General features: G+C 71.2%; 15 protein-coding genes, 1 tRNA gene and 1 rRNA gene. 13 read left to right on the forward strand and 4 right to left on the reverse strand.

The genetic code is table 11. The features are described from left to right. The 3 genes from rrf to AB0N17_RS26230 all read left to right on the forward strand — a co-directional run. Positions 1–93: ribosomal RNA gene (rrf, locus tag AB0N17_RS26220) — 5S ribosomal RNA — on the forward strand; the annotation flags it as partial. Positions 94–207: 114 nt separating this feature from the next. Further along, a complete protein-coding gene (locus tag AB0N17_RS26225; protein WP_366014043.1) occupies positions 208–870 on the forward strand; it encodes a DegT/DnrJ/EryC1/StrS family aminotransferase in 663 nt (220 codons plus the stop codon). Between the two features lie 84 nt (positions 871–954). Next, positions 955–1,030, forward strand: a tRNA-Thr gene (locus AB0N17_RS26230). Between the two features lie 44 nt (positions 1,031–1,074). Here AB0N17_RS26230 and AB0N17_RS26235 read toward each other — a convergent pair. Continuing rightward, positions 1,075–3,834: a SpoIIE family protein phosphatase gene (locus AB0N17_RS26235; protein WP_366013942.1), complete on the reverse strand. Its 2,760-nt coding sequence runs from the start codon at positions 3,832–3,834 to the stop codon at positions 1,075–1,077. 409 nt (positions 3,835–4,243) lie between these two features. On the opposite strand from AB0N17_RS26235, the gene AB0N17_RS26240 reads away from it, so the two are divergent. The 10 genes from AB0N17_RS26240 to AB0N17_RS26285 all read left to right on the forward strand — a co-directional run bounded on the left by AB0N17_RS26240 (position 4,244) and on the right by AB0N17_RS26285 (position 19,092). Then, positions 4,244–9,703: a HAMP domain-containing protein gene (locus AB0N17_RS26240; RefSeq protein ID WP_366013943.1), complete on the forward strand. Its 5,460-nt coding sequence runs from the start codon at positions 4,244–4,246 to the stop codon at positions 9,701–9,703. Positions 9,704–9,977: 274 nt separating this feature from the next. Continuing rightward, a complete protein-coding gene (locus AB0N17_RS26245; RefSeq protein WP_366013944.1) occupies positions 9,978–10,658 on the forward strand; it encodes a response regulator in 681 nt (226 codons plus the stop codon). Positions 10,659–10,781: 123 nt separating this feature from the next. Further along, complete coding sequence (locus tag AB0N17_RS26250; protein WP_366013945.1) at positions 10,782–13,538, forward strand: DNA translocase FtsK; 2,757 nt, start codon at positions 10,782–10,784, stop codon at positions 13,536–13,538. A 277-nt stretch (positions 13,539–13,815) separates the two neighbouring features. Next, positions 13,816–14,658 carry a RodZ domain-containing protein gene (locus AB0N17_RS26255; RefSeq protein ID WP_366013947.1) on the forward strand — a complete coding sequence of 281 codons (843 nt, stop codon included), beginning with the start codon at positions 13,816–13,818 and terminating at the stop codon, positions 14,656–14,658. A 95-nt stretch (positions 14,659–14,753) separates the two neighbouring features. Next, positions 14,754–16,226: a 30S ribosomal protein S12 methylthiotransferase RimO gene (rimO, locus tag AB0N17_RS26260; protein ID WP_366013948.1), complete on the forward strand. Its 1,473-nt coding sequence runs from the start codon at positions 14,754–14,756 to the stop codon at positions 16,224–16,226. After that, entirely contained in the window at positions 16,223–16,993 is a 771-nt protein-coding gene (gene pgsA, locus AB0N17_RS26265; protein WP_366013949.1) for a CDP-diacylglycerol--glycerol-3-phosphate 3-phosphatidyltransferase, read from the forward strand. Before rimO ends, pgsA begins: the two co-directional genes overlap by 4 nt. Beyond that, a complete protein-coding gene (locus AB0N17_RS26270) occupies positions 16,990–17,535 on the forward strand; it encodes a CinA family protein (RefSeq protein ID WP_366013950.1) in 546 nt (181 codons plus the stop codon). Before pgsA ends, AB0N17_RS26270 begins: the two co-directional genes overlap by 4 nt. A 109-nt stretch (positions 17,536–17,644) precedes the next feature. Further along, the gene (locus tag AB0N17_RS26275; protein WP_067133278.1) at positions 17,645–18,019 is read left to right on the forward strand and encodes a helix-turn-helix transcriptional regulator; all 375 of its coding nucleotides are present in this window, start codon (positions 17,645–17,647) and stop codon (positions 18,017–18,019) included. 212 nt (positions 18,020–18,231) lie between these two features. Continuing rightward, positions 18,232–18,702, forward strand: a complete 471-nt coding sequence (locus AB0N17_RS26280) for a DNA starvation/stationary phase protection protein (RefSeq protein ID WP_366014045.1) — start codon at positions 18,232–18,234, stop codon at positions 18,700–18,702. Positions 18,703–18,813: 111 nt separating this feature from the next. Continuing rightward, positions 18,814–19,092, forward strand: coding sequence for a hypothetical protein (locus AB0N17_RS26285; RefSeq protein WP_366013951.1), 279 nt, complete (start codon positions 18,814–18,816; stop codon positions 19,090–19,092). On the opposite strand, the gene AB0N17_RS26290 is transcribed toward AB0N17_RS26285, so the two are convergent. From AB0N17_RS26290 to AB0N17_RS26300, 3 genes are all read right to left on the reverse strand, one after another. Next, entirely contained in the window at positions 19,040–19,804 is a 765-nt protein-coding gene (locus AB0N17_RS26290) for an SDR family NAD(P)-dependent oxidoreductase (protein ID WP_366013952.1), read from the reverse strand. The two genes, AB0N17_RS26285 and AB0N17_RS26290, sit on opposite strands and share 53 nt — an antisense overlap. A 76-nt stretch (positions 19,805–19,880) precedes the next feature. After that, positions 19,881–20,726, reverse strand: a complete 846-nt coding sequence (locus AB0N17_RS26295; protein ID WP_366013953.1) for a DNA-formamidopyrimidine glycosylase family protein — start codon at positions 20,724–20,726, stop codon at positions 19,881–19,883. 229 nt (positions 20,727–20,955) lie between these two features. Continuing rightward, positions 20,956–25,953, reverse strand: coding sequence for an ATP-dependent helicase (locus AB0N17_RS26300; RefSeq protein WP_366013954.1), 4,998 nt, complete (start codon positions 25,951–25,953; stop codon positions 20,956–20,958). Between the last annotated feature and the right edge of the window lie 68 nt (positions 25,954–26,021).

The raw sequence follows: 26,021 nt of genomic DNA on the forward strand, positions 1-26,021 counted from the left end.
ACGCCCGGTTACATTCCGAACCCGGAAGCTAAGCCTCACAGCGCCGATGGTACTGCAGGGGGGACCCTGTGGGAGAGTAGGACGCCGCCGAACAATTATTGAAAAGGTCGGATCCTGAACTTCGGTTCGGGGTCCGGCCTTTTTCTGTTGTGCGTAACGTGTCGTTCACGTTGCGCGCCCAGCATCCAGCACATGGGAACTGCAGCAATGCTCAGGGCCGCCGGCGTCGGGGTCGGTGACGAGGTCGTCGTACCGGCCTTCGGAAACGTCGAGGTCGCCGAGGCCGTGACCCTGGCGGGCGCGCTCCCGGTGTTCGCCGACATAGACCCGGTGACGTACTGCCTGGAGCCGCTCGCGGTCGAGGCGGCCATAACGGACCGCACCGCGGCGGTCGTTGTGGTGCACCGCTTCGGACGGCGTGCCGACATCGGGCGGTTGCACGCGCTCGGGCAGCGGCACGAGCTGCTGGTGCTGGAGCAGGGCGAGTCCGAGGCGCCCTACGACGAGATAGCCCAGCGCAGGGAGCGGGCCACGTATCTCGACGCCAAGCTCAAGGGCGTACGGACGCCCGACGGGGGCGACGGGCACACCTATCAGCAGTACGTCGTACGAGTGCCCGGGAACGGCCGGCCGGACCGGGACGCCTTCGCACGGGCCCTGCGCGCCAAGGGAGTTGACTGCCGGGTTCCCGTGAAGACGCCCGTGCACCGGCTGCCGGAGTTCCGGCGGTGTGTGTCGCTGCCGGAGACCGAGCTGGCCGCCGACGAGACGCTCACCCTGCCCGTGGACGCGGCGCTCACCAAACGCGAGATGCAGCGGATAGTGTCCGCCTGCAACGCCCTCGGCGGTCTGCTGCAGCCCGCCTTCTGATCGGGTCCCGAACGAGTTTGGGAAGTCGGGCCTGTTCGGGGTACAGTTTCTTTGTCGCCGCGAGGGAAACCGCGCAAACGACAGGCCCCTATAGCTCAGTCGGTAGAGCGTCTCCATGGTAAGGAGAAGGTCAACGGTTCGATTCCGTTTGGGGGCTCCAGAAAAAAGGCCCCACCCTTCCGGGTGGGGCCTTTTCGTGCTTTCTCACGCTTCCTTGTGGATTCCCGGGACCCGCATCGCCAGGATCGCCATGTCGTCCGACGGGGCGTCCGAGGCGAACCGCTCGACCGCGCGCATGATGCGGGCCGCGACCGCGCCCGCCGTCAGGCCCGTGCAGGTGGTGAGGACGTCGGCGAGGCCGTCGTCGCCCAGCATGCGCGTGCCCTCGCGGCGCTCGGTGACGCCGTCCGTGACGCACAGGAGCACGTCGCCCGGGTCGAGGGTGACGTGCTCCTCGTACAGCTCGAGGTCCTCGATGACGCCCAGCAGGGGCTGCGGCTCGGCCGCGGCCGCCACCGTGCCGTCCTGACGCAGGCGCAGCGGCAGCGGGTGGCCGGCGCAGACGACCTTGAGCTCGGCGCTGCCGTCCTCCTGCGGGCGCATCTCGCCGTACAGGAGCGTCAGGAAGCGGCTGCGGTCGCCCTCGTCGAGGATCGCGGAGTTCAGGCGCTGCAGTACCGCAGGGCCGCTCAGACCCTCGCGGGCCAGCAGGCGCAGGGCGTGCCGGGCGAGGCCGGTGACCGCCGCCGCGTTGGGTCCCGTACCGCAGACGTCGCCGATGGCGAAGCCGTAGGCGCCGTTGCCGATGGGGAAGAGGTCGTAGAAGTCGCCGCCGACCTCGTTGCCCTCGCCGGCCGCGCGGTAGATGACCTCGACCTCGACACCCTCGATGTGCGGGGTGCCGGGCGGGAGCAGGCTGCGCTGGAGGGCCTGGCTGATGGCCGTGCGCTCCGAGTACAGGCGGGCGTTGTCCAGGGCGAGGGCGGCCCGGCGGGACAGGTCCTCGGCCAGTTCCAGGATCTCCTGGCGGAAGTGTTCGTCGGTGGGCTTGCCGAGGACGAGCATGCCGATGACGCGGTTGCGGGCCACGAGCGGCAGGACGACCGTCTCGCCGCCCACCGCGGAGGCCGTGGCGAGCGTCGGTCCGATGCTCGACGAGATGCGGTGGGTGGGGCCGGCGGACAGGCCGAGGCTGCGCATGGAGCTGCGCAGGGCCGCCTGGTGGGCGATCTCGCCGGGCACGGTCCAGACGCGGGCGCCGGGGGTGGGGACCGGGTCCGGCGGGGCGATCTTCGACAGCAAGGACTTGATGCCGTCGATGAGTTCCTCGTCCTCGTGCAGGACGTACGAGAGATAGGGGTCCGACGCCTGGTCGGCGATCGTGTAGACGGCACACCAGGTGGCCAGGGTCGGGACCGTCATCTGGGCCATCAGGGCCAGCGTCTGGTCGCGGTCCAGGGTGCCGGCCAGCAGGTCGGAGGCCTCGACGAGGAAGCTCAGGGAGCCACGGCGCAGCCGCTCCAGCTCGCCGAGGCGGGCCGACTCGACGGCCAGGGCGATGCGGTCGGCGGCGAACTGCAGGCGCAGCGCCTCCTCGTTCGAGTACCTGCCCGGCGCCTCGGCCGCGACGCCGAGGGAGCCGGTGAGGCGGCCCTCGACCTTCAGCGGGACGGTGACGACCGAGCGCATGCCGGTGCCGGTGAGCAGGGGTACGGCCCCGGGAACGGCGCTGAGATCGTCGTGGACGGCGGGCATGCGCGCGGAGCCGTAACGGCCGGGGCCCGCCTCGACGGGCACGCGCGCGAAGCGCTGGCGGGCGGAGGGCAGGCCGGTGGAGGCGCGGACCTCCAGCTCCGTCTCGTCGTCGGTGGCCAGCAGCAGGAACGCGGAGTCGCCGTCGAGCATGTCGCGGGCGCGCTCCACCGTGCGCTGCAGCAGGCCGTCGAGGTCGTCCGGAGCGGGGGAGCCGATGAAGACCTCGAAGGGGTCCGTGCTCTGCCCGTCGGCCGAGGGGTTCTGGTCGCCGGCCGGGACGCGGGAGGGCGTCTGCAGGACGGCCCGCTCGTGGTCGCGGACCAGGAGGCAGACCGTGGACGGCTCGCCGCCGGTGTCGCGGACCCTGAGGTGGGAGGCATACACCCGGAGCACCCGGCCGTCGGCGCCGCGAATGCCGTAGCTGCCCTCCCAGCGGGAGAGCTGGAGTGCCTCGGCGACGCCGGTGCCGGTGCCGGGGGTGTGGGGCCAGGCCGCCAGTTCGGTGAGGGGCTTGCCGATGACTTCTGCGGCGGGGTAGCCGAAGAGTTCCTCGGCGTCCTCGTTCCAGGCGGTGAGGGCGCCCTTCCGGTCGACCTGGAGGACGGCGACGCGGACCCGGCCGTCGGCCAGCGGGAGCAGGTCGGCGGGCAGGGAGGGGCCGGCGGTGCGGGTGCCGACCGGGCGCTCGGGCAGGTTGAGCTGGAACCAGACGTTCTTGTGGGTGGGCGTGTAGTCGACGCCCCAGCGCGTGGCGAGGGCCGCGCACAGCTGGAGTCCGCGGCCGCCCTCGCGGTCGGGGCTGCCCATGGTCGCGGCGGCGTTCTGGAGGGGGACCTCGCGCTCGGGGTAGCGGTCGGAGACCTCGATGCGTACGCCGTCCTCGGTGCGCAGGCACAGCACGTCCGCGTGCGTGCCCGCGTGGACGACCGCGTTGGTCACGAGTTCGCTGGTGAGGACGACGGCGTCGTCGACGATGTCGGCGAAGCCCCAGCCCTGGAGGGTGTCGCGGACGAACGACCGGGCCGTCGCGACCGATCGTCCGACGGGCTCGAAGGTGGCGGCCGCGCGCGCGGTGATCACAGAACTCCTCGGCCGGTTGTCGACGTGCAGGGCTGCGTGGCCGGCCGGCTCGCGCCGCTGTTGCGGCATCAGCTCGCCGGTCGGCTGTGGCTCCGGGGGCTGTCCCCCGGGGATGACTCCGGTGGTCATGGTCTGCGGCCGCCCCTCCGATGCCCGCTCGTGCTCGTGCCACCGCCCAGGCCGGTCGGACCGGTGCGGCTGGACAGCCGCATGCAAGGTTACTTACCTTCGCCGTCCGAGCGGATGCCGGTCGCCGGTGTTTACCCCCCAGGGTGTGCGGACGATGTGCGAAGCTGCCGAACTGTTATGGCCTGGTTCGGGCAGAGTGAAACACTGGGCAAGCTTCTGATGAAGGTCGGGTCGAGCTGCGTGTGTTCCGTGTACGGAGGGCAGCAGCCCCTGGTGTGGCCGGATCTCGTCTGGCAGAAATACGCAGCAGTAACTGGTACGCCGAAGTATCCGGTATGCCGATGACCGGCACGCCGGGCCGAAGCGGCCGAGCACAGCAGTAACGGTCTACCCCTCCGGGAGGGACACAGTGGAGTCTGGCGCGGCGACGCGTGGCACGAAGGCGCGCGCGAAAGGCGGACCGTCCCTGGGCAGGCGCGGAACCACCACCGAGGTGGACACCGCTGCCCTGAACCGGCTGCTGGCGGCTCTCGTCTCGATGCGTGACGGGAACTTCCGCAAGCGGCTCACCGTCTCCGGGGACGGTGTGATGTCGGAGATCGCGGCCGTCTTCAACGAGGTGGCCGACCGGAACCTGCATCTCACCGGCGAGCTGTCCCGGGTGCGGCGCATGGTGGGCCGTGAGGGAAAGCTCACGGAACGGCTGGAGACGGGGGCCTGTGAGGGCTCCTGGGCGTCCGCGATCGACGCCTCCAACGCGCTGGTCGACGACCTCGTCTGGCCGGTCTCGGAGGTCGGCCGGGTGCTGACGGCGGTCGCGGAGGGCGACCTGTCGCCGCGGATGGAGTTGCGGACGCAGGCGCAGGACGACGGCACGGGGCATCCGCTGCGGGGCGAGTTCCTGAAGGTCGGCCGTACCGTCAACAACCTGGTCGACCAGCTGTCCACGTTCACGGACGAGGTCACGCGCGTGGCCAGCGAGGTCGGCACCGAGGGCAAGCTCGGCGGGCAGGCCCAGGTGCGCGGTATGTCCGGTTCGTGGAAGGACCTGACCGAGTCCGTCAACACGATGGCGGACCGGCTGACGGCCCAGGTGCGGGACATCGCGCTGGTCACCACGGCGGTCGCCAAGGGTGACCTGTCACGCAAGGTGACCGTCCATGTCGCCGGCGAGATGCTGGAGCTGAAGAACACCGTCAACACGATGGTGGACCAGCTGTCGGCCTTCTCCTCCGAGGTGACGCGCGTGGCCCGCGAGGTGGGCACCGAGGGCATCCTCGGCGGGCGGGCGCAGGTGCCCGAGGTGGCCGGTGTGTGGAAGGAGCTGACCGACTCCGTCAACACGATGGCCGGGAACCTGACGGCTCAGGTCCGCGGGATCTCGCAGGTCACGACCGCCGTCGCGAACGGTGATCTGTCGCAGAAGGTGACGGTTCCGGCGCGTGGCGAGGTGGCGCAGCTCGCCGAGACGATCAACCAGATGACCGAGACGCTGCGGATCTTCGCGGACGAGGTCACGCGCGTCGCGGACGAGGTCGGCGAGGAGGGGCGGCTGGGCGGGCAGGCGAACGTGCCCGGGGCCGCCGGCACCTGGAAGGACCTGACGGACTCCGTCAACACGGTGTTCCGGAACCTGACCACGCAGGTGCGGGACATCGCCACCGTGACGACCGCGGTGGCCAGCGGTGACCTGTCGCAGAAGGTCACGGTCGACGTGGCCGGCGAGATGCTGGAGCTGAAGAACACCGTCAACGGGATGGTGGACCAGCTGTCGGCGTTCGGTGCCGAGGTGACGCGGGTCGCGCGGGAGATCGGTGTCGAGGGTGAGCTGGGCGGTCAGGCGCAGGTGCCCGGGGCCGCCGGTGCCTGGAAGGACTTGACCGACTCCGTCAACACCGCGTTCCGCAACCTCACCGGTCAGGTGCGCAACATCGCCCAGGTGACGACGGCGGTGGCCAACGGCGATCTGTCCCAGAAGGTCACCGTGGACGTCTCCGGCGAGATGCTCCAGCTGAAGAACACCGTGAACACGATGGTGGACCAGCTGTCGAGCTTCGCCGACCAGGTGACGCGGATGGCCAGGGACGTGGGCACGGAGGGCCGGCTCGGCGGCCAGGCCCGCGTGGACGGCGTGTCGGGCACCTGGAAGGAGCTGACGGATTCCGTCAACTTCATGGCCGGCAACCTGACCTCGCAGGTGCGCAACATCGCCCAGGTGACGACGGCGGTGGCCAACGGCGACCTGTCGCAGAAGATCGACGTGGACGCGCGCGGTGAGATCCTCGAGCTGAAGAACACGATCAACACCATGGTCGATCAGCTGTCCGCCTTCGCGGACCAGGTGACCCGGGTCGCCAGGGACGTGGGTACGGAGGGCCGTCTCGGCGGTCAGGCGCAGGTGCCCGGTGTCGCCGGTGTGTGGCGTGACCTGACCGACTCCGTGAACGGCATGGCGGGCAACCTGACGGCCCAGGTGCGCAACATCGCGCAGGTCGCCACCGCCGTGGCCCGCGGTGACCTCTCCCAGAAGATCACCGTGGACGCGCGCGGGGAGATCCTGGAGCTGAAGAACACCCTGAACACGATGGTGGACCAGCTGTCGTCGTTCGCCCAGGAGGTCACGCGTGTGGCCCGTGAGGTGGGTACGGAGGGCATCCTCGGCGGTCAGGCCGAGGTGCAGGGTGTCTCCGGCACCTGGAAGGACCTCACGCAGTCCGTGAACTTCATGGCGAACAACCTGACGATCCAGGTGCGCAACATCGCCGAGGTCACGACGGCGGTCGCCAAGGGTGACCTGTCGAAGAAGATCACCGTTGACGCGAAGGGCGAGATCCTCGAACTCGTCACGACGGTCAACACGATGGTCGACCAGCTGTCCAGTTTCGCCGAGCAGGTGACCCGGGTGGCCCGTGAGGTGGGCACCGAGGGCATCCTGGGCGGTCAGGCGCACGTGCCGGGCGTCACCGGCATCTGGAAGGACCTCAGCAACAACGTCAACCTGATGGCCAACAACCTGACCATGCAGGTGCGGAACATCTCCCAGGTGGCCGCGGCCGTCGCCAACGGTGACCTGACGCGGCAGGTCACCATCGAGGCGAGCGGTGAGGTGGCGCAGCTCGCCGACACCATCAACACCATGGTGAAGACGCTGAGTTCGTTCGCCGACCAGGTCACCAAGGTGGCCCGCGAGGTGGGTACGGACGGCATCCTGGGCGGTCAGGCGCATGTCCCGGGTGTCGCGGGCACCTGGAAGGACCTGACCGAGTCCGTGAACCAGATGGCGTCCAACCTGACCGGTCAGGTGCGCAACATCGCCATGGTCACCACGGCCATCGCCAAGGGTGACTTGACGAAGAAGATCGACATTGACGCCCGCGGTGAGATCCTCGAACTGAAGACGACGATCAACACGATGGTCGACCAGCTGTCCAGCTTCGCGGAGGAGGTCACGCGTGTGGCCCGCGAGGTGGGCACCGAGGGGCAGCTCGGCGGTCAGGCACGCGTGCGTGACGTCGACGGCACCTGGCGGGACCTCACCGAGTCGGTGAACGAGATGGCCGGGAACCTGACCCGGCAGGTGCGTGCCATCGCGCGCGTGGCGACCGCGGTGACCCGCGGCGACCTGAACCTGAAGATCGACGTGGACGCGTCCGGCGAGATCCAGGAGCTGCAGGACTACATCAACAAGATGATCGCCAATCTGCGCGACACCACGATCGCCAACAAGGAGCAGGACTGGCTCAAGGGCAACCTGGCGCGCATCTCGGCGTTGATGCAGGGCCGCCGGGACCTGGAGGACGTGGCGTCGCTGATCATGAGCGAGCTGACCCCGGTGGTGTCGGCGCAGCACGGCGCGTTCTTCGTGGCGATGCCGCTCATGGAGGGCAAGGACGCCGGCGCCGGCGAGGAGAACTACGAGCTGCGGATGCTGGGCTCCTACGGCTACTCGATGGGCTCGATGCCGGCGTCGTTCCGGCCCGGTGAGGCACTGGTGGGCACGGCGGCCGAGGAGAGGCGCGCGATCCTCGTGGAGAACGCGCCCAGCGGCTACCTGAAGATCTCCTCGGGGCTCGGCGAGGCTCCGCCGGCGCAGGTGATCGTGCTGCCGGTGCTGTTCGAGGGCACGGTGCTCGGCGTGATCGAGCTGGCGTCCTTCACGCCGTTCACGCAGATCCAGAAGGACTTCCTGAACCAGATCGCCGAGATGATCGCGACGAGCGTCAACACCATCTCGGTCAACACCAAGACCGAGCTGCTGCTGAAGCAGTCGCAGGAGCTGACCGAGCAACTCCGGGAGCGGTCGGCCGAGTTGGAGAACCGGCAGAAGGCGCTGCAGGCCTCCAACGCCGAACTGGAGGAGAAGGCCGAGCTGCTGGCCCGGCAGAACCGCGACATCGAGGTGAAGAACACCGAGATCGAGGAGGCCCGGCAGGTCCTGGAGGAGCGCGCCGAGCAGCTCGCGGTGTCGATGCGCTACAAGAGCGAGTTCCTGGCCAACATGTCGCACGAGCTGCGCACCCCGCTGAACTCGCTGCTGATTCTGGCCAAACTGCTCGCCGACAACGCCGAGGGCAATCTCTCGCCGAAGCAGGTGGAGTTCGCCGAGACCATCCACGGCGCGGGTTCCGACCTGCTGCAGCTGATCAACGACATCCTCGACCTGTCGAAGGTCGAGGCGGGCAAGATGGACGTCTCGCCGACGCGTATCGCGCTCGTCCAGCTCGTGGACTACGTGGAGGCCACCTTCCGGCCGCTGACCGCGGAGAAGGGCCTGGACCTGTCCGTACGGGTCTCCCCGGAGCTGCCCGCGACCCTGCACACCGACGAGCAGCGGCTGCTGCAGGTGCTGCGCAACCTGCTGTCCAACGCCGTGAAGTTCACCGACTCCGGGTCGGTGGAGCTGGTGATCCGGCCGGCGGGCGCGAATGTGCCGCAGAAGATCCGGGAGCAGCTGCTGGAGGCGGGTTCGCTCACCGACCCGGACGGCGAGCTGATCGCGTTCTCGGTGACGGACACCGGCATCGGGATCGCGGCCAGCAAGATGCGGGTCATCTTCGAGGCGTTCAAGCAGGCGGACGGCACGACCAGCCGCAAGTACGGCGGCACCGGCCTCGGCCTGTCGATCTCGAGGGAGATCGCGCAGCTGCTCGGCGGTGAGATCCACGCCCAGAGCGAACCGGGCCGTGGCTCGACGTTCACGCTGTACCTGCCGCTGCACCCGAGCGAGCTGCCGCCGCAGGGCTACCAGCAGTCCGTGGCCCCGCTGGAGGCCGGTGAGCTGGTCGCCTCGCAGGCGGAGCAGTCCTCGGAGCTGTCCGCCGTGGAGATCGAGACCCCGGCCGAGGTGAAGTCGTACCGGGAGACGCAGAACGGTCCCGCGGCGCTGTTCCGGCGTCGTCGCCGGGGCCTGCCGCAGGGCGAGCAGCGGACCGAGCAGTGGCTGGCGGTGCCGGAGCAGGAGGGCGCGCCGCAGCCCGCGCGCGGGGTGCGCTTCGGTGGCCAGAAGGTGCTGATCGTCGACGACGACATCCGTAACGTGTTCGCGCTGACCAGCGTGCTGGAGCAGCACGGGCTGTCGGTGCTGTACGCGGAGAACGGCCGCGAGGGCATCGAGGTCCTGGAACAGCACGACGACGTGGCGGTCGTCCTGATGGACATCATGATGCCCGAGATGGACGGGTACGCGACGACCACGGCGATCCGCAGGATGCCGCAGTTCGCGGGGCTGCCGATCATCGCGCTGACGGCGAAGGCGATGAAGGGCGACCGGGAGAAGGCGATCGAGTCGGGCGCCTCCGACTACGTCACCAAGCCGGTCGACCCGGACCACCTGCTGGCCGTGATGCAGCAGTGGATGGGCGGAAACTGACGGGATCCGTCGACCGGGATGTGAACACCGTGGGAACCTCCGGGGTGTGCGGGGAGTTGCCTGCTTAAGGTGGCTGTGAGCGTATGGGAACGCGGGATTCCGGGAACCATCCGGGCTCGTCCCGCGTTTCCGTTACGTGCACAGTGACATCGCGGTGACAGGGTGTGTCGACAGGCGGGGTGCGGCTACGATGACCGGCACAAGGACGGGCGGCGAAACGGAGTCGTCCCCTGGGGCGGCGCCCGGTGTACCGCCGGGGCGAGGAGGGCGGGCCATGGTGCAGAAGGCCAAGATCCTCCTGGTCGATGACCGGCCGGAGAATCTGCTGGCGCTGGAGGCGATCCTCTCTGCGCTCGATCAGACGCTGGTACGGGCATCGTCCGGGGAGGAAGCGCTCAAGGCACTGCTCACGGACGATTTCGCGGTCATTCTGCTGGACGTCCAGATGCCGGGCATGGACGGGTTCGAGACGGCCGCACACATCAAGCGGCGGGAGCGGACCCGGGACATCCCGATCATCTTCCTCACGGCGATCAACCACGGCCCGCACCACACCTTCCGGGGCTACGCGGCGGGGGCGGTGGACTACATCTCCAAGCCGTTCGACCCGTGGGTGCTGCGCGCGAAGGTCTCGGTGTTCGTCGAGCTGTACATGAAGAACTGCCAGCTGCGGGAGCAGGCGGCGCTGCTGCGACTGCAGTTGGAGGGCGGCGGCAAGGGCGCGGTCGGCGGCAAGGAGTCGGCGGGGCTGCTCGCCGAGCTGTCCGCCCGGCTCGCGGCCGTCGAGGAGCAGGCCGAGGCCCTGTCCAAGCAGCTGGACGACGATTCCGCGGACGCCGCCGCGGTGGCCACGGCGGCCCATCTGGAGCGCAAACTCACCGGGTTGCGCCGCGCGCTCGACGCCCTGGAGCCGGGCGCCGGCCCGGGCGGCTCGTCGGTGCCGTCCCAGAACTGATCCGGGACGGGAGCGGAGTTGCTCATGAGCGTGCGTCAGTTCTGCGCCTCGGCAAGGGCGACACGAACGGGTGAAGCTGTGGGCACACGTGTCCGCTGTCGTCTCCACCGGTAATCTCACACCATGGCCTCACGTCCCTCCGCAGCCAAGAAGCAGCCCGCCAAGAAGGCGGCCGCTCCCGCGAAGGCTCCGGCGAGGAAGGCCGTAGCGAAGAAGGCCCCGGCCAAGAAAGCCCCGGCCAAGCGGGCACCCGCGAAGAGAGCGGTGCAGAAGGCCACGCCCCCGAAGCCGGCACCGAACCCGACCGGGGGCGTGTACCGCCTCGTGCGCGCCCTCTGGCTCGGCCTGGCGCACGCCGTCGGCGCCGTCTTCCGCGGCATAGGGCAGGGCGCCAGGAACCTGGACCCGGCCCACCGCAAGGACGGCGTCGCGCTGCTGCTGTTCGCCATCGCGCTGATCGTCGCGGCCGGTACCTGGGCCGACCTGAAGGGTCCCGTCGGCGACCTGGTGGAGATCCTGGTCACGGGCGCCTTCGGCCGGCTCGACCTGCTGGTGCCGATACTGCTCGCGGTGATCGCCGTACGGTTCATCCGGCACCCGGAGCAGCCGGAGGCCAACGGCCGGATCGTGATCGGCCTGTCCGCGCTCCTGATCGGCGTGCTCGGCCAGGTCCACATCGCCTGCGGCTCGCCCGCGCGCAGCGACGGCATGCAGGCCATAAGGGACGCCGGCGGCCTCATCGGCTGGGCGGCGGCGACCCCGCTGACGTACGCCATGACCGAGGTGCTCGCCGTGCCCCTGCTGGTGCTGCTGACCGTCTTCGGTCTGCTCGTGGTCACCGCCACCCCGGTCAACGCCATCCCGCAGCGGCTGCGGATGCTCGGCGTACGCCTGGGCGTCCTGCACGACCACGAGGCGGAGGAATTCACCGAGGACGACGCGCGCTACGACGAGCAGTGGCGCGAGGCGCTGCCCGCGCGCCCCCGAAAGCGCTCGAGCGCCCCCCAGTCCTACGACCCGGACGGCGCCGAGGAGGAGGCGCTCTCGCAGCGCCGCGGCCGTCCCCGGCGCTCCGCGGTGCCCCAGCCCGATCTGCAGCGTCAGATGGACGCCGTGGACGTGGCGGCGGCGGCCGCCGCCGCGCTCGACGGCGCCGTCCTGCACGGCATGCCGCCGTCCCCGCTCGTCGCCGATCTCACGCAGGGCGTCAGCGTCGGCGACCGCGAGGACACCACCCCGGTGCCCGCGTCCCAGCCCGAGCCGGCTCCCGCTCCCTCCCCGGTCCCGGCCGCGCGCCCCAAACAGGAGAAGCTCACCAGCGGCAGCGTCCCCGACCTCACCAAGAAGGCCCCCGAGGAGCCCCGCGACCTGCCCGCGCGCGCGGAGCAGCTCCAGCTCTCCGGCGACATCACCTACGCGCTGCCGTCGCTGGACCTGCTCACCCGCGGCGGCCCCGGCAAGGCGCGCAGCGCCGCGAACGACGCGGTCGTGGCTTCGCTCACCCAGGTCTTCACGGAATTCAAGGTCGACGCGGCCGTCACCGGCTTCACCCGCGGCCCGACGGTCACCCGCTACGAGGTCGAGCTGGGCCCCGCCGTGAAGGTCGAGCGGATCACCGCGCTGACCAAGAACATCGCGTACGCGGTCGCCAGCCCGGACGTGCGGATCATCAGCCCCATCCCCGGCAAGTCCGCGGTGGGCATCGAGATCCCGAACACCGACCGCGAGATGGTCAACCTCGGCGACGTACTGCGCCTCGCGGAGTCCGCCGAGGACGACGACCCGATGCTGGTCGCCTTCGGCAAGGACGTCGAGGGCGGGTACGTGATGCACTCGCTGGCGAAGATGCCGCACATGCTGGTCGCCGGTGCGACGGGCTCCGGCAAGTCGTCCTGCATCAACTGTCTGATCACCTCGGTCATGATGCGGGCGACCCCGGAGGACGTCCGGATGATCCTGGTCGACCCCAAGCGGGTCGAGCTGACCGCCTACGAGGGCATCCCGCACCTGATCACGCCGATCATCACCAACCCCAAGCGGGCCGCCGAGGCGCTGCAGTGGGTCGTCCGCGAGATGGACCTCCGGTACGACGACCTCGCCGCCTACGGCTACCGGCACATCGACGACTTCAACCGCGCGGTCCGCGAGGGCAAGGCGAAGTCGCCCGAGGGCAGCGAGCGGGAGCTGCAGCCCTACCCGTACCTGCTGGTGATCGTCGACGAGCTGGCCGACCTGATGATGGTCGCCCCACGCGACGTCGAGGACGCGATCGTGCGGATCACGCAGCTCGCGCGCGCGGCCGGCATCCACCTGGTGCTCGCCACCCAGCGCCCGTCGGTCGACGTGGTCACCGGTCTGATCAAGGCCAACGTGCCCTCCCGGCTGGCCTTCGCCACCTCCTCGCTCGCCGACTCCCGGGTCATCCTCGACCAGCCCGGCGCCGAGAAGCTGATCGGCAAGGGCGACGGCCTGTTCCTGCCGATGGGCGCGAACAAGCCGACCCGTATGCAGGGCGCCTTCGTGACCGAGGACGAGGTCGCGGCCGTCGTCCAGCACTGCAAGGACCAGATGGCGCCCGTCTTCCGGGACGACGTCACCGTGGGGACCAAGCAGAAGAAGGAGATCGACGAGGACATCGGGGACGACCTCGACCTGCTGTGCCAGGCGGCCGAGCTGGTCGTCTCCACGCAGTTCGGGTCGACCTCCATGCTGCAGCGCAAACTGCGCGTCGGCTTCGCCAAGGCCGGCCGCCTCATGGACCTCATGGAGTCCCGCACCATCGTGGGGCCCAGCGAGGGCTCCAAGGCGCGGGACGTTCTGGTGAAACCCGACGAGCTGGACGGCGTGCTCGCCATGATTCGAGGCGAATCCGAGGGATAGTACGAAGAGCCGTCCGGCGGGCGCGCGTTGCGCCGGGCGGTGCCTCGTCGTGATCCACCCGTTAGAGAGCGGCGAGCAACCGTTTCCCTTTGCCGTACGTCAAGTTGAGCGAGAGGACAGGTGGACCTCCCGATTCCGGGTAGCCGCCTGTCCAGCCCTCGGAGTGTCCGGCCATTCCGATGGCGTACAAAGTACGACCGCCGGTTGCCTCACCCTTTCGTACCCCCCCTAGACTGAGCTTCCAGCACAGGTGGCTACACGCTCGAAAGGCGCCCCCGTGTCCATCGGCAACTCCCCTGAAGACGAGCGTCCCTTCCACGACGAGTCCCGGGAAACCCGAACTTCCGTGGGCCGTGCCCTCCAGCAGGCGCGGATCGCGGCCGGGCTCACCGTGGACGACGTCAGCAGCGCCACTCGTGTCCGCATCGCCATCGTGCACGCCATCGAGGCGGACGACTTCACGCCCTGTGGTGGCGACGTGTACGCGCGCGGGCACATCCGCACGCTGGCGAAGGCCGTCCACCTCGACCCCGGGCCGCTGATCTCCCAGTATGAAGCCGAGCACGGCGGCCGTCCCGCACCCACTCCGGCAGCACCTCTGTTCGAGGCCGAGCGGATCCGTCCCGAGCGCCGCGGACCGAACTGGACCGCGGCGATGGTCGCCGCGATCGTCGTCGTGATCGGCTTCGTCGGGTTCACCGCGTTCAAGAGCGGCAACACCGACAGCGACGCGAAGTCGTCCGTCGCCGAGGGCTCCACACCCGCCACCAGCAAGCCGGCGTCGCCCACGCCCACGAAGGACAAGCCCGCCGCGCCGACCGGCGAGCCCTCCGACAGCGCCATCGCCGCGGCCCCCCAGGACAAGGTCACCGTCCAGGTCAGCGCCCCGAACGGACGCAGCTGGATCTCGGCCAAGGACCACAACGGGCGCATGCTCTTCGACGGCCTGCTGAAGAAGGGCGACTCCAAGACCTTCCAGGACAGCACCAAGATCAACCTGATCCTCGGTGACGCCGGCGCGATCGAGCTCTACGTCAACGGCAAGAAGATCGACGGCAACTTCCGGCCGGGCGCGGTGCAGCGCCTCACGTACACGAAGGGTGACCCGGTCGCGGGCTGACGGCTCCCGCGCGGGGCGCCGATGTGACGGGGTCGGCCAAGATCGGCCAACCCCGTCGACGTGGGCTGTCGGTGAGACAAAGTAGTCTTGAGCCCATGCCTGAACGCCGTACCGTCGCACTCGTCACTCTTGGCTGCGCTCGTAACGAGGTGGACTCCGAAGAGCTCGCAGGCCGTTTGGAGGCGGACGGCTGGCAGCTCGTCGAGGACGCCGCGGACGCCGATGTCGCCGTGGTCAACACCTGTGGCTTCGTCGAGGCCGCGAAGAAGGACTCCGTCGACGCCCTCCTCGAGGCCAACGATCTCAAGGACCACGGGAGAACCCAGGCCGTCGTGGCGGTGGGCTGCATGGCCGAGCGGTACGGCAAGGAGCTGGCCGAGGCGCTGCCCGAGGCCGACGGCGTGCTCGGCTTCGACGACTACGCCGACATCTCCGACCGCCTGCAGACCATCCTGTCCGGCGGCATCCACGCCGCCCACACCCCGCGCGACCGGCGCAAGCTGCTGCCGATCAGCCCGGCCGAGCGGCAGGAGACGGCCGCTTCCGTCGCGCTGCCCGGCCACGGCCCGGCCGACCTCCCGGAGGGCGTCGCGCCCGCCTCCGGCCCCCGCGCGCCCCTGCGGCGCCGGCTGGACGGCTCCCCGGTGGCCTCGGTCAAGCTCGCCTCGGGCTGCGACAGGCGCTGCTCCTTCTGCGCCATCCCCTCCTTCCGCGGCTCCTTCATCTCCCGCCGCCCGAGCGACGTGCTGAACGAGACGCGGTGGCTGGCCGAGCAGGGCGTGAAGGAGATCATGCTGGTCTCCGAGAACAACACCTCCTACGGCAAGGACCTGGGCGACATCCGCCTGCTGGAGTCCCTGTTGCCGGAGCTGGCCGAGGTCGACGGCCTCGAGCGGGTCCGGGTGAGCTACCTGCAGCCGGCCGAGATGCGCCCCGGCCTGATCGACGTACTGACCTCCACTCCGAAGGTCGCCCCGTACTTCGACCTGTCCTTCCAGCACTCCGCGCCCGGCGTGCTGCGCGCCATGCGCCGCTTCGGCGACACCGACCGCTTCCTGGAGCTGCTGGACACCATCCGCTCCAAGGCCCCCCAGGCCGGCGTGCGCTCCAACTTCATCGTCGGCTTCCCCGGCGAGAGCGAGGCGGACCTGGCCGAGCTGGAGCGCTTCCTGAACGGCGCCCGGCTGGACGCCATCGGCGTCTTCGGCTACTCCGACGAGGAGGGCACGGAGGCGGCGACGTACGAGGACAAGCTCGACGAGGACGTCGTCGCCGAGCGTCTCGCCCACATCTCCCGGCTGGCCGAGGAACTCGTCTCCCAGCGCGCCGAGGAGCGCGTCGGGGAAACCGTGCACGTCCTGGTGGAGTCCGTGGACGGGGAGGAGGGCGTCCACGGCCGCGCCGCGCACCAGGCGCCGGAGACGGACGGCCAGGTGCTCCTCACGAGCGGCGAGGGCCTCGCCGTCGGACGTATGGTCGAGGCGAAGGTGGTCGGCACGGAAGGTGTCGACCTGGTGGCCGAGCCGCTGACCGGCTCGCCCGCATGGAGCGAGGAGGCGGGCAGATGACCGGAGTCCCGGCATCCGCCGCGGGCGGCTCCTCCGGTGCGCACGGCGCCCGGGGTTCCGGCGCCGCTGCCGACGGCGTGGCGCCCGAGGTCTCCGGCTCCGTTCCTGCCCCCGGCTCCGACGGGACGTCCGACGCCAGGCCCGCGCGCGGCGGGAAGATCGCGGCCGCGGCGGTCAACCAGGCGAGCGTCTGGAACGTCGCCAATCTGCTGACGATGCTCCGGCTGGTCCTGGTGCCGGGCTTCGTGGCGCTGATGCTGGCGGACGGAGGCTACGACCCGGCCTGGCGCTCGCTGGCCTGGGCGGCCTTCGCCATCGCCATGATCACCGACCTGTTCGACGGGCACCTGGCGCGCACCTACAACCTGGTCACGGACTTCGGGAAGATCGCCGACCCCATCGCCGACAAGGCGATCATGGGGGCGGCGCTCATCTGTCTGTCCGCCCTCGGTGATCTGCCGTGGTGGGTGACCGGAGTGATCCTCGGCCGGGAACTCGGCATCACGCTGCTGCGTTTTCTGGTCATCCGGTACGGCGTGATCCCCGCCAGCCGGGGCGGGAAGCTCAAGACGCTGACCCAGGGCGTGGCCGTGGGGATGTACGTCCTCGCACTGACGGGGTGGCTGGCCACGCTGAGGTTCTGGGTGATGGCCGCGGCGGTCGTCCTCACCGTCGTGACCGGCCTCGACTACGTGAGACAAGCCATTGTGCTGCGCCGGCAGGGAATCGCCGAGCGCGCGGCGGCGTTGGAGGAGACGGAAGCATGAGCACTCAGGCCACCGAATTGGTGCGACTACTGACGGTGAGCGGCGAGACCCTCGCCGTCGCCGAGTCGCTGACCGGTGGTCTGGTGGCGGCGGAGATCGCCTCGGTACCCGGAGCGTCCAAGGTGTTCCGGGGCTCGGTCACCGCCTACGCCACCGAGCTGAAGCACGAGCTGCTGGGCGTGGACGCCACCCTGCTGGCGCAGCGGGGCGCGGTGGATCCGCAGGTCGCTGCGCAGATGGCGGCCGGAGTGCGCACGTCTCTGGGTGCCGACTGGGGCATCGCGACCACCGGGGTCGCCGGCCCCGATCCGCAGGACGGACAGCCCGTCGGAACGGTCTTCGTGGCCGTCGACGGACCCCTGACCGCCGGGTCCGGTTCTGCCGGTGGCGGAAAAGTCGAGGCGCTGCGGTTGAACGGCAGCCGTGCGGAAATTCGTATGGAGAGTGTACGGAGCGTACTCGCCCTGCTCCTGAAGGAGCTTGTCGGCGAACAGACTGGGAATGAGCGGGCACAGGATACGGAACGGAACGGGGGGTTTTGATGTTTGCAGCCCTGAGTGAACACGACATCGCTCCCCGCACGGCCGCGGCGCGAGGCGGTACGGTGGGGCGAGAAGGATGCGGCTACGCGGTCCGAGGAGGGAGCCACCGATGATTCTGCTCCGTCGCCTGCTGGGTGACGTGCTGCGTCGGCAGCGCCAGCGCCAGGGCCGTACTCTGCGCGAAGTCTCCTCGTCCGCCCGAGTCTCACTCGGCTATCTCTCCGAGGTGGAGCGGGGGCAGAAGGAGGCTTCCTCCGAGCTGCTCTCCGCCATCTGCGACGCGCTGGACGTACGGATGTCGGAACTCATGCGGGAAGTGAGCGACGAGCTGGCGCTCGCCGAGCTGGCCCAGTCCGCCGCGGCAACCGAGCCCGTGCCCACGCCGGTCCGTCCGATGCTGGGTTCCGTGTCGGTGGCCGGTGTGCCACCGGAACGGGTGACCATCAAGGCGCCCGCGGAGGCGGTGGACGTGGTCGCCGCCTGAGGTTCGTGCACGCGGCCCAGCGACCCGATACGAGCGAGGCCCCGGCAGCCTCTCCAGGAAGACCTGGGGAGGTGGCCGGGGCCTTCGCCGTTCCCGGCCGGTCATGGACACGGGGGCCCCGGTATGACCGTGATGGGTGCGTTTGCCGTGTTCGAGTGGTGCGGTCATGGTGGAGGGACGTGATGGGGGCGCCCGAGTACCGGAGGAAGCGGATGTACGTCGTGAAGAGCCCGTTGGCCGACGCGGAACTGAAGACGGTCTCCGAGGCGCTGCAGGGCGCCCTTGTCGACCTGGTGGACCTCTCCCTGGTGGGCAAACAGATCCACTGGAACATCGTCGGGCCCCGCTTCCGCTCCATCCACCTCCAGCTGGACGAGGTCGTGACCTCCGCGCGCGCTCACTCCGACACCGTGGCCGAGCGGGCCTCGGCGCTGGGCGTCCCCCCGGACGGGCGTGCCGCCACGGTGGCCTCCGACAGCGGCATCGGGGCCACCCCGTCGGGCTGGATCAAGGACGCCGACGCGGTGGGGGCGATGGTGAACGCACTGGGCGCGGTCATCACCCGGATGCGGGAGCGCGTCGAAGCGACCGGGCAGCCCGACCCGGTCTCCCAGGACCTCCTGATCGGGATCACCGCGGACCTGGAGAAGCATCACTGGATGTTCCAGGCGGAGAACGCGTAGCGGGGCACGGCGGGCTCCGCTCCGTGGTGACCGGCGTTGCACCGGTGAGCCCGTCGGTGCGCCTCCCGTGCCGGGCAGGTGAGGTTCTAGCGTCCGGCTGGAGGTGACGCCATGGTGGGGCGCAGCGTGCGCAGGGCGGTGGCGCTGGGACTCGGGGCGGTGTGGTGGTGGGCCGCGCTGCGGCTCGCCCTGGGGCAGGGCTCTGGGGTGCTGGAAGGGGCCGTCGTGACCGGTGGGTGGGGAGTGAGTCTGCTGCCCGTGCACTGTGTGCCCAAGCGGGGTGCGAACGGCGCCCTGGGCGCGGGGCGGTGGTCGGCCGCCTGGCGGACGGGACTCGTCACCAGGGCATCGCCACACCCCCGTTCGGGCGAAGTATCTGACCCGTCGTGAACGCCGAGGCGTCCGACGCCAGATACAGCACCGCGTGAGCGACGTCCTCCGGCTCGCCCACCCGTCCCAGCGGTGCCATCCGGGCCATCGCGGCCTCGGTGTGCGCCTGCGCCTCGCGGTCGTGGCGGTCGGTCATGGGAGTGCGGACCCAGCCGGGCGCGATCGCGTTGACCCGGATGCCGTGCCGGCCGACCTCGGTGGCCAGCGTCTTGGTCAGCTGCACCACGGCCGCCTTCGCCGCGCCGTAGCAGAGCAGCCCGGGGCCGCCGGTGTCGACCGCGCCGGAGGCCATGGTGACGATGCTGCCGCGGGTCTTCCGGGCGAGCATCAGCCGGGCCGCCTCCTGGCAGGCGTACAGCACACCCCTGAAGTTGACGTTCAGCACCCGGTCGAGGTCTTCGTCGCGGGTCTCCAGTACCGGGCTGCTGTGCATGATCCCGGCGATCGCCGCCATGACGTCCAGGCTCCCGCTGGACCGGACGGCCTCGCCGAGCCCGGCCCGGTCGGTGACGTCGAGGACGTGGACGAGGGCCGTGCCGCCCCGGTCCTTGATCAGCGCGGCCGTGCCGTGCAGACCGTCCGCGTCCCGGTCGGCACAGTGCACCGTCGCGCCCGCCTCGGCGAGCAGGACTGCGGACGCCCGGCCGATACCGCCGGCGGCTCCGGTGACGAACGCGGTGCGTCCGGTGAGGTCGTACGCCGTGAGGGGCATGCAAGGACCGTACGAGTGTTTCTGACGGCCCGTCAATTGGTGGGGTATGGGCACCTGTTCCGGTCGTGTCGCGGCGTCAGGTGGTCCGGCGGGGATAGCGCTCCCGCCAGCGCTGTGGCGTGCCGGGGGCGGGCGCGGGGCCGATCTGGCAGGTGGGGCACCAGTACGTGGGGCGTTCCTGGGTGCCGTCGCCCTGGTCGGCCACGCGGACCGAGGTGTGGCAGCGCAGGCAGGGGCGGGGTGCGCGGCCGTACACGAACAGGTCGGGGCGGGGCAGTCCGGTGGTCTGCCGGACGGGGCGGTCACGGTTGGCCTCGAGGATCTTCTTGGCCAGGGCGGGCAGCTTCTCGGCGCGGTCCGCGGGGAGCGCGCCGGCCGGCAGCCAGGGCGTGACGCCCAGCAGGAAGCACAGCTCGCTCTTGTACACATTGCCGATGCCGGCGAGATTGCGCTGGTCGAGCAGGGCCTCGCCGAGCTCGCGGGAGGGATCGGCGAGGACGTTGGCCAGCGCGCGCTCGGGGTCCCAGTCCGGGCCCAGCAGATCGGGACCGAGGTGCCCGACCACCCGCTCCTCGTCGGTCGTGCGCAGCAGTTCCAGGACCTGGAGGCGATAGCCGACGGCGGTGCGGTCGGTGGTGGCGAGCACCGCCCGGATCTGGTGCGCCGGCCCGCCCCGCCAGCGCTCGCCCGTGCCGAACACCTTCCAGGCCCCCTCCATGCGCAGGTGGGTGTGCAGAGTGAGGCCGCCCTCGAACCGGGTGAGCAGGTGCTTGCCGCGCGGGATCGTGTTGAGCACGGTACGGCCGGCGAGGTCGACCGTGGCGTACTTCGGCACCCGAAAGTCGCTGCGTGTCAGCACCTTGCCCGCGAGGGCCTCGTGCAGCCGCCGCGCGGCCTGCCAGACCGTGTCACCTTCGGGCATGCGTCAAGGGTGCCACGGCGGGGAGGCCGGGGGTGCGGTGGTGGGGTGGCGTGGTGGTCGGTGGTGGTTGTGGGGTGACGCGGTGGTGCGGTGGCACGGTCGTGCGGAGGTGGTTGTGGGCTGGTCGCGCCGGTGGGGCTGGTGGGTTTGGTGGATCGGGTGCGGGTGCGGGTGCGGGTGCGGGTGCGGGCGCGGGCTCAGTGTGGCGCTGGGTGGGGGCTGGGGCCCGTCAGGCTCTCAGGCGCAGGCCGCGTGGGGTCGCCACGAAGCCCGCGGCTTCCAGCAGTGCGCCTATGGGCGAGGTCAGTGCCTGGGCGCCGTTGATCTTTTCGACCGTGACCGTGCCGAGGGAGCCCGCGCGGGCCGCCGCGGCCAGGGCCTCGGCGGCCGTACGGAGGCGGGGGTCGTCCGGGGCCGCGGTGTCCGGGGCGGCGGGCCAGGCCAGCAGTGTCTTGCCGCCACGCTCCATGTAGAGGGTCAGCTCGCCGTCGACCAGCACGACGAGTGAACCGGCCTTGCGGCCCGGCTTGTGTCCCGCACCGGTCGGCGGCTCCGGCCAGGGAAGGGCGGCGCCGTAGGCGTTGGCGGGGTCGGCCGCGGCGAGGACGACGGCACGGGGATCGGGCTGCGAGCCGCCGTTACGGCCGTTGCCGTAGCGCCGGTTCGCGGTCGGGCCGTAGACGTTGCTGCCGCCTCCTCGGGGGCCGCCGTAGCCGGGGGAGGAGAAGGGGTCGGCGAGATCGCGGGGGGAGACGTAGTCGCCCGGGGCCGGCGGGGGGTCCGCAGGGGGCCAGGTGAAGTCGCCGTCGAGACCGGGGTGGGCGAAGCCGCCGTCGGCTCCGTCGAAGGCGTTGGGGGGCGTGTGGCCGTGCGGGGCGCCGTCGGTGCCGGTGAAGCCGCCCGGGAAGTCCCGGGAGGCGAAGCCGTTCGTCGGGCCCGGGTCCGCGAAGCCGCTTCCGGCGGCCGGGACGGGCAGGCCTTCGCTCCGGTCGCGGGCGTTGGACACCGCGCGCAGCCGGTCCACCGCGCCGTCCATGGCGAACTGGGCCGCGCCCAGGCCCTCGACCACGTAACCGCGTCTGGCCTGTCCGCTCTCCTCGAAGACGGACAGCACGCGGTAGACCGCCGAGAAGCCGCCCTCCACGCCCTCCGCGGCGACCGCGCCCCGGGTGACCACGCCGTGCCGGTCGAGCAGGGTGCGGGCCAGCGCGTGGGCGCGCACGGTGGCGTCCGGTTCGGTCACGGGCAGCAGCGACCAGCGGCCGGCGACGGTCGGCGGCCCGGTGCGGGAGGCCGTGCGCGCGGCGGCCGTCAGCGAGCCGTAGCGTCCACGCGGGACGGTGCGCTTGGCACGGTGGGCGGTCGAGCCGGCCGTACGGCCCGAGCCCAGCAGGGAGCGCATCGGCGCGAGGGTGTCGTTGGTGAGCCGGCCCGACCACGCCAGGTCCCAGAGCGCGTCGGCCAGCTGGGGGTCGGTGGCGTCGGGATGGGTGGTGGCGCGCACCTGGTCGGCGATCTGCCGGAAGAACAGGCCGTAGCCGCCGGACAGCGCGTCCAGCACGGACTGGTGGAGCGCGGTCAGCTCCAGCGGATGCGGCGGCGGCAGGAGCACCGGAGCCGCGTCCGCCAGGTACAGGGAGACCCAGCCGTCCTTGCCGGGCAGGGCGCCGGCCCCGGCCCACACCACCTCGCCCGCCGCGGTCAGCTCGTCGAGCATCGACGGCGTGTAGTGCGCGACGCGCGAGGGCAGGACCAGCTTCTCCAGCGCGGAAGCGGGTACGGAGGCGCCCTGCAACTGCTCGACGGCGCGCACCAGTCCGTCGATGCCGCGCAGTCCGTGGCCCTTGCCGATGTGCTGCCACTGTGGCAGGAACTGGGCGAGGGCGGCGGGCGGCACGGGCTCCACCTCATGCCGCAGCGCGGCCAGGGAACGGCGGCGCAGGCGGCGCAGTACGGCCGCGTCGCACCACTCCTGGCCGATGCCCGCCGGGTGGAACTCGCCCTGTACGACGCGACCGGCCGCCGCGAGGCGCTGGAGGGCGCCCTCGGTGACCGCGACGCCCAGGCCGAAGCGGGCCGCCGCCGTGGCCGACGTGAACGGGCCGTGCGTGCGGGCGTACCGCGCGAGGAGGTCGCCCAGCGGGTCCTTGACGGGCTCGGTGAACGCCTCGGGGACTCCGACGGGCAGTGCGGTGCCGAGCGCGTCGCGCAGCCGGCCCGCGTCCTCGATCGCCGCCCAGTGGTCGGCGCCCGCGATGCGGACCTTGATGGCCCGGCGGGCGCCCGCCAGCTCCCGTGCCCACTGCGGGTCCGCGCCCCGCGCGACCAGCTCGGCGTCGGTCAGCGGGCCGAGCAGGCGGAGCACGTCGGCCACGCCCTCCACGTCCTTGACCCGGCGGTCCTCGGTGAGCCACTGCAGTTCCCGCTCCAGCTCGGTGAGGACCTCCGCGTCGAGCAGTTCGCGCAGTTCCGCCTGGCCCAGCAGCTCGGCCAGCAGCCGGGAGTCCAGGGAGAGCGCGGCGGCCCGGCGCTCGGCGAGCGGGGAGTCCCCCTCGTACAGGAACTGGGCGACGTACCCGAAGAGCAGGGAGCGGGCGAACGGGGACGGCTCCGGAGTGGTGACCTCGACCAGGCGCACCTTGCGGGACTCGATGTCGCCCATCAGCTCTACGAGGCCGGGTACGTCGAAGACGTCCTGGAGGCATTCGCGGACCGCCTCCAGGACGATCGGGAAGGAGCCGAACTCGCTCGCCACCTGCAGCAGTTGGGCCGCCCGCTGGCGCTGCTGCCACAGCGGGGTGCGCTTGCCGGGGTTGCGGCGCGGAAGCAGCAGCGCGCGGGCGGCGCACTCGCGGAACCGGGAGGCGAACAGCGCCGAGCCGCCGACCTGGTCGGTGACGATCTGGTCGACCTCGCCCTTGTCGAAGGCGACGTCCCCCGCGCCGACCGGCGCCTGCTCGCTGTCGTACTCCGCGCCGGCCTTCATCGGCTCCTGGTCGAGCAGGTCCAGGCCCATCAGGTCGGCATCGGGCAGGCGCAGCACGATGCCGTCGTCGGCGTGCATGACCTGCGCGTCCATGCCGTACCGCTCGGAGAGGCGGGCGCCGAGCGCGAGCGCCCAGGGGGCGTGGACCTGGGCCCCGAAGGGGGAGTGGACGACGACCCGCCAGTCACCCAGCTCGTCGCGGAAGCGCTCCACGACGATCGTCCGGTCGTCCGGGACGTGGCCGCAGGCCTCGCGCTGCTCGGCCAGGTACGACAGCACGTTGTCCACGGCCCAGGCGTCCAGGCCCGCCGCCAGCAGCCGCGGCCGGGCGTCCTCCTTGGCCAGGGAGCCGACCTCACGCAGGAACGCGCCCACCGCGCGGCCCAGCTCGAGCGGGCGGCCCAGCTGGTCGCCCTTCCAGAACGGCAGTCGGCCCGGCACGCCCGGCGCGGGGGAGACCAGGACGCGGTCGCGGGTGATGTCCTCGATGCGCCAGGAACTCGTGCCCAGGGTGAAGACGTCCCCCACCCGGGACTCGTACACCATCTCCTCGTCCAGCTCGCCGACCCTGCCGCCGCCCTTCTTGGGGTCGGAACCGGCGAGGAACACCCCGAACAGGCCGCGGTCGGGGATCGTGCCGCCGGAGGTGACGGCGAGCCGCTGGGCGCCCGGCCGGCCGGTCACGGTGCCGGCCACGCGGTCCCAGACCACGCGGGGGCGCAGCTCCGCGAACGCGTCGGACGGGTAGCGGCCGGCGAGCATGTCGAGGACCGCCGTGAACGCCGACTCGGGCAGCGAGGCGAACGGGGCGGCGCGGCGGACCATCGCGAGCAGATCGTCGAACTGCCAGGTGTCCAGAGCCGTCATGGCGACCAGTTGCTGCGCGAGCACGTCCAGCGGATTCGCGGGCACCTTCAGGGACTCGATCGAGCCCGAGCGCATCCGCTCGGTGACCACGGCCGCCTGGACCAGGTCACCGCGGTACTTGGGGAAGACGACACCGGTGGAGACGGCGCCGACCTGGTGGCCCGCGCGGCCGACGCGCTGGAGCCCGGAGGCGACCGAGGGCGGGGACTCGACCTGGACGACGAGATCGACGGCGCCCATGTCGATGCCGAGTTCGAGACTGGAGGTGGCGACCACCGCGGGCAGGCGCCCGGCCTTCAGGTCCTCCTCGACCAGGGCACGCTGTTCCTTGGAGACCGATCCGTGGTGCGCGCGGGCGATCACCGGGGGCGCGCCCTGCGCCGCCCCCGAGCCGCCCATCAGTTCGGCGGGAGCGTGGTGCTCGTCCAGGGTCTCGCCGGTCGCGCGCTCGTAGGCGATCTCGTTGAGCCGGTTGCACAGACGCTCCGCCAGCCGGCGGGAGTTGGCGAACACGATCGTGGAGCGGTGGGCCTGGACCAGGTCGGCGATCCGCTCCTCCACGTGCGGCCAGATGGACGGCCGCTCGGCGCCCTCGCCGGCGTCGGCGGCGGGGGCGCCGCCCAGCTCGCCCATGTCCTCGACGGGGACGACCACGGAGAGGTCGAACTCCTTGCCGGACTCCGGCTGGACGATCTCCACCTTGCGGCGCGGGGACAGATACCGGGCGATCTCGTCCACCGGGCGGACGGTCGCCGACAGGCCGATCCGGCGGGCCGGTGCCGGCAACAGCTCGTCCAGCCGCTCCAGGGACAGCGCGAGATGCGCACCGCGCTTGGTGCCCGCGACCGCGTGCACCTCGTCCAGGATCACCGTCTCCACACCCGTCAGCGCGTCCCGCGTCGCCGAGGTGAGCATCAGGAACAGCGACTCGGGCGTGGTGATCAGGATGTCCGGCGGGCGCGTGGACAGCGCGCGGCGCTCGGCGGCCGGGGTGTCGCCGGAGCGGATGCCGACCTTGACCTCGGGCTCGGGCAGGCCCAGGCGCACGGATTCCTGGCGGATGCCGGTCAGCGGGCTGCGCAGATTCCGCTCGACGTCCACCGCGAGGGCCTTCAGCGGTGACACGTACAGCACCCGGCAGCGCTTCTTCGGGTCGGCCGGCGGCGGGGCCGAGGCCAGCTGGTCCAAGGCGGCGAGGAACGCGGCCAGCGTCTTGCCGGAACCGGTCGGCGCGACCACCAGCACGTCCGAGCCCTCGCCGATGGCCTGCCAGGCGCCCGCCTGGGCCGCGGTGGGCGCGGAGAAGGCCCCCGTGAACCAGCCGCGGGTCGCGGGGGAGAAGCCGTCGAGGGCTCGATGTGCGGAGCTGACCATGCGTCCATCCTGCACCCGGCCACTGACAATCGCGCTGACCTGCGTAGACGTCGTGCCGTCGGGCGGGA

Origin of the sequence: Streptomyces sp. NPDC051133 (assembly GCF_040682635.1) — a bacterium.
Taxonomy (GTDB): domain Bacteria; phylum Actinomycetota; class Actinomycetes; order Streptomycetales; family Streptomycetaceae; genus Streptomyces.

What these genes read in the sequence shown, in the direction of transcription:
- AB0N17_RS26225 (WP_366014043.1), top strand. Translation starts at nt 208, where the DNA reads ATGCTCAGGGCCGCCGGCGTCGGGGTCGGTGACGAGGTCGTCGTACCG.
- AB0N17_RS26235 (WP_366013942.1), bottom strand. Translation starts at nt 3,834, where the DNA reads ATGACCACCGGAGTCATCCCCGGGGGACAGCCCCCGGAGCCACAGCCG.
- AB0N17_RS26245 (WP_366013944.1), top strand. Translation starts at nt 9,978, where the DNA reads ATGGTGCAGAAGGCCAAGATCCTCCTGGTCGATGACCGGCCGGAGAAT.
- AB0N17_RS26250 (WP_366013945.1), top strand. Translation starts at nt 10,782, where the DNA reads ATGGCCTCACGTCCCTCCGCAGCCAAGAAGCAGCCCGCCAAGAAGGCG.
- rimO (WP_366013948.1), top strand. Translation starts at nt 14,754, where the DNA reads ATGCCTGAACGCCGTACCGTCGCACTCGTCACTCTTGGCTGCGCTCGT.
- pgsA (WP_366013949.1), top strand. Translation starts at nt 16,223, where the DNA reads ATGACCGGAGTCCCGGCATCCGCCGCGGGCGGCTCCTCCGGTGCGCAC.
- AB0N17_RS26270 (WP_366013950.1), top strand. Translation starts at nt 16,990, where the DNA reads ATGAGCACTCAGGCCACCGAATTGGTGCGACTACTGACGGTGAGCGGC.
- AB0N17_RS26275 (WP_067133278.1), top strand. Translation starts at nt 17,645, where the DNA reads ATGATTCTGCTCCGTCGCCTGCTGGGTGACGTGCTGCGTCGGCAGCGC.
- AB0N17_RS26280 (WP_366014045.1), top strand. Translation starts at nt 18,232, where the DNA reads ATGTACGTCGTGAAGAGCCCGTTGGCCGACGCGGAACTGAAGACGGTC.
- AB0N17_RS26285 (WP_366013951.1), top strand. Translation starts at nt 18,814, where the DNA reads ATGGTGGGGCGCAGCGTGCGCAGGGCGGTGGCGCTGGGACTCGGGGCG.
- AB0N17_RS26290 (WP_366013952.1), bottom strand. Translation starts at nt 19,804, where the DNA reads ATGCCCCTCACGGCGTACGACCTCACCGGACGCACCGCGTTCGTCACC.
- AB0N17_RS26295 (WP_366013953.1), bottom strand. Translation starts at nt 20,726, where the DNA reads ATGCCCGAAGGTGACACGGTCTGGCAGGCCGCGCGGCGGCTGCACGAG.
- AB0N17_RS26300 (WP_366013954.1), bottom strand. Translation starts at nt 25,953, where the DNA reads ATGGTCAGCTCCGCACATCGAGCCCTCGACGGCTTCTCCCCCGCGACC.